The organism is Pseudorhodoplanes sp., from assembly GCF_035565795.1.
In the GTDB taxonomy this organism is placed as follows: Bacteria; Pseudomonadota; Alphaproteobacteria; order Rhizobiales; family Xanthobacteraceae; genus Pseudorhodoplanes.
On sequence record NZ_DATMRV010000128.1, the window covers coordinates 1 to 3,035 of the forward strand.

The window sequence follows — 3,035 nt, forward strand, 5'->3', positions numbered from 1 at the left end:
CCTGGTCAGGGCGTCTTGAAGCAAATCAAGACCCAGGCCCGATCCTTTGTAACTCAGGTCCCTTGCAAGCCTGCCAATGATTGCCACCGGAATGTGGTTTGGGAGGCCGTGCTCTTTAAGAGATTTCGGAAGCTCTGATCGCTCTATGCCACCGGACAGGATGCAGTAATACCCAATGACTTTTGCGCCTTCGCAAACAACGTAAGTGCGGGCAGTTCGGCCCTGCCCTTTGAAGGCTCGAAGCTTGAGCCAATCATTTAATGCAACGTTCCCGCAATCGAACGCGCTGCAGTCATGCGAGGCGTTCAGAAGCGCGGGGGGACTGATGCCTTCGCGCTTTGCCGGATGATCGACTATTTCTGCCAAAGTGGCTTACGCTTCATCAGCGCTCGAAGCTTTGCGCCTGCTGGCGCAGGTGCATCCAATGCACGCACAAACGCATCGTGCCGCTCTGGATCAAGAACGAAAAGTCTTTGATCCAGCAAGACATCAATGGCGTTTTGGCGAGCACTATCCAGAACGAACTCGCTCAGAGTCTTCCCGACAGCCGTAGCTGCTGTATCGATGAGTTGCTTTGTCTGCTGTGGGGCTCTGATGTGGATATGCGCTTCGCTCCGGACGCGCGGTGACTTTGGGCGCGTCTTGAGGCGCTCTGGTGTCTCTGCGTGTCCCATGACCAACCCCTGCCGTACTGAGATTTAATACTACATTTTGTGTACACAACGTCAACACGCTGCAATAGGGTCCTTTTTCTACGGCCCGGCAATTTAGTCCTTGCAAACTGCCTCAGTACCCGGAATCTATAAGAACAAATAGCGAACATATCCGTTGCCACAAGGGGCCCATGGAGCGGCTTATGACCGGTGCGCAGGCTCCGGGCGCGCTCGCGCGCCTCCGTCAAACGTTGGAAAAAAACGAGTATTATCAACACGATAATGCTCCTCTGAAGCTCGGCCTGACGCGTGCGGAGACGCTTCTTGGCGGCGGGCTGGCCCGGCGGGCCCTGCATGAAATCTCGCCACAGGCTCCCATCCATCTCGGGGCGGCCTGCGGCTTTGCGCTGGCGCTGGCGGCCCTGGCCGGCAAGGACACCGGCCGGGACACGCTGCTGATCCAGACCGAGATCGCCCGGTTCGAGGCCGGTGCGCCTTACGGCATCGGCCTCGACCTGTTCGGCCTGCCGGCGCGGCGGCTTCTGGTGCTGCGCGCACGGCGCACCATCGATGCGCTGTTTGCGATGGAGGAGGCGCTCAAATGCCGCGCGCTCGCGAGCGTCATCGCCGAATTGCCGGACGACAAGGCCGACCTGACCGCGACCCGCCGCCTGTCGCTTGCCGCACGCACGCATGACGGCATCGGCCTGCTGCTGCGACAGCGTTCCACATCGATCCCGAGTGCGGCGATGACGCGATGGGAGGTCGCGGCCACAGCCGGTCCGCGTGACGCCTACGGCGGAGCCGGCACGACATCCTTCCTGCTTTCCCTGGTGAAGAACCGGCGCGGCCCCTGCGGCCGGTTTCGTGTTGCGTGGAGTCATCATGAGCTTGCCTTCGTCGAGGCGGATCCTGTCGTTGTGGCTGCGCCGGTTGCCGACCGACCGGCTGACGCGGCGATCGCCTGAACTTGCCGGCCAGCCGCTCGCCGTGGTCGCGACGATACGCTCGGCGCGACAGATCACGGCATTGAACGACGAAGCGGCGCGGCTCGGCCTGCGCGCAACGATGGGGCTTGCCGATGCCCGCGCGATGTATCCGCAGCTTGTGGCCATCGATGCGGACGATGACGCCGATGCAGCGACGCTCAACCACATCGCCGACTGGTGCGACCGCTATACGCCCCTTGTCGGTCTCGATCCGCCGGATGGCCTGTTTCTCGATATCAGCGGCTGCGCGCATCTGTTCGGGGGCGAGGATGGATTGCGCCGCGACCTGATCCGGCGTCTGGCGGCGCATGGCTTTCACGCGCGCGCGGTCATTGCCGATACGCCGGGATGCGCATGGGCGCTGGCGCGGTATGGTGTGTCGTCGTCTTTTGCCGATGACGGAACCACATCAAGGTCTGCACCTCCCCCTGAAAGAGGGAGGCCGACGCGCGAAGCGCGTCGGGTGGGGGTCAATATGCCTTCATTCACGCAGCCCCCCTCCCCCACCCTCCCCCTTTCAGGGGGAGGGAGTGAACAACGTGCGCTTCTCCCCCTCCCACTCGCCGCGCTTCGCATCGATCCGGATATCGCAGCGCCACTCGCGCAGACCGGGCTGAAAACCATCGGCGACGTGATCGACCTGCCGCGCGCGCCGCTTGCTGCGCGGTTCGGACAAGACTTCGTGCGCCGCATCGACCAGGCCTTCGGCCGCGAGGACGAACCGATCGTGCCGCGGCTGCCGGTGCCGTCGTTTCTCGTCGAACAGCGCTTCGCCGAACCGATCGGACGCGAGGAGGATGTGCTCGGCACCATCCTGCATCTCGCGCATGAACTCGCCCGTGCGATGGAGCGGCATGGCAAGGGCGCGCGCCGCCTGCAGGTCGCGCTGTTCCGGACCGACGGCAAGGTGGTGCGTATCGAGATCGGCACTTCGGAACCGATGCGCGACCCCGCCCGCATCCAGCGGCTGTTCCTCGACCGTCTGGCCGTGCTCGGCGACGAAGCCGATCCCGGCTTCGGCTTCGATGTCATCCGCCTGTCCGCGCTTGCGGTCGAATCGTTCGAGGCGTTGCAGACCGGCCTTGCCGGCGGCGATCCTGCGCGCGAGATCGCGCATCTGATCGACCGGCTGATGGCCCGCTTCGGCGCGGAGCGCGTGCAGCGGCTCATTCCGCAGGACACCCACTTGCCCGAACTTGCGAGCATTGCCGTGCCGGCCAACACCGCGCGTTCGCGAGCCGAAATCGCTCCTCATGCTGCCGCGCAGGAAGCCCTGTTTCAGGACAGCCGGATCCCGACGCGTCCGATCCGGCTATTCGAACGGCCCGAACCGGTCGAGGCAATCGCACAGGTGCCGGATGGTCCGCCGGTGCAATTCAAGTGGCGACACGTC

General features: G+C 63.9%; 4 protein-coding genes. 2 read left to right on the top strand and 2 right to left on the bottom strand.

The window, feature by feature from the left end:
• Positions 1-366 (bottom strand): GNAT family N-acetyltransferase (locus tag VNZ93_RS12285; protein ID WP_325705044.1); only part of this gene is annotated, 366 nt, incomplete at its 3' end.
• Positions 354-674 (bottom strand): DUF1778 domain-containing protein, encoded by a 321-nt coding sequence (locus VNZ93_RS12290; RefSeq protein WP_325705047.1) that lies wholly within the window; start codon positions 672-674, stop codon positions 354-356. The genes VNZ93_RS12290 and VNZ93_RS12285, both read right to left, overlap by 13 nt.
• 182 nt (positions 675-856) lie before the next feature.
• On the opposite strand from VNZ93_RS12290, the gene VNZ93_RS12295 reads away from it, so the two are divergent.
• On the top strand, positions 857-1,621 hold the full coding sequence (locus VNZ93_RS12295) for a hypothetical protein (protein ID WP_325705050.1): 765 nt from the start codon (positions 857-859) through the stop codon (positions 1,619-1,621).
• A partial coding sequence (locus VNZ93_RS12300) for a DNA polymerase Y family protein (RefSeq protein ID WP_325705053.1) occupies positions 1,539-3,035 on the top strand: 1,497 nt, incomplete at its 3' end. The genes VNZ93_RS12295 and VNZ93_RS12300, both read left to right, overlap by 83 nt.

Bases quoted from the DNA above. Each gene is read 5' to 3' on its own strand.
- VNZ93_RS12290 (WP_325705047.1), bottom strand. From the start codon at position 674: ATGGGACACGCAGAGACACCAGAGCGCCTCAAGACGCGCCCAAAGTCA.
- VNZ93_RS12295 (WP_325705050.1), top strand. From the start codon at position 857: ATGACCGGTGCGCAGGCTCCGGGCGCGCTCGCGCGCCTCCGTCAAACG.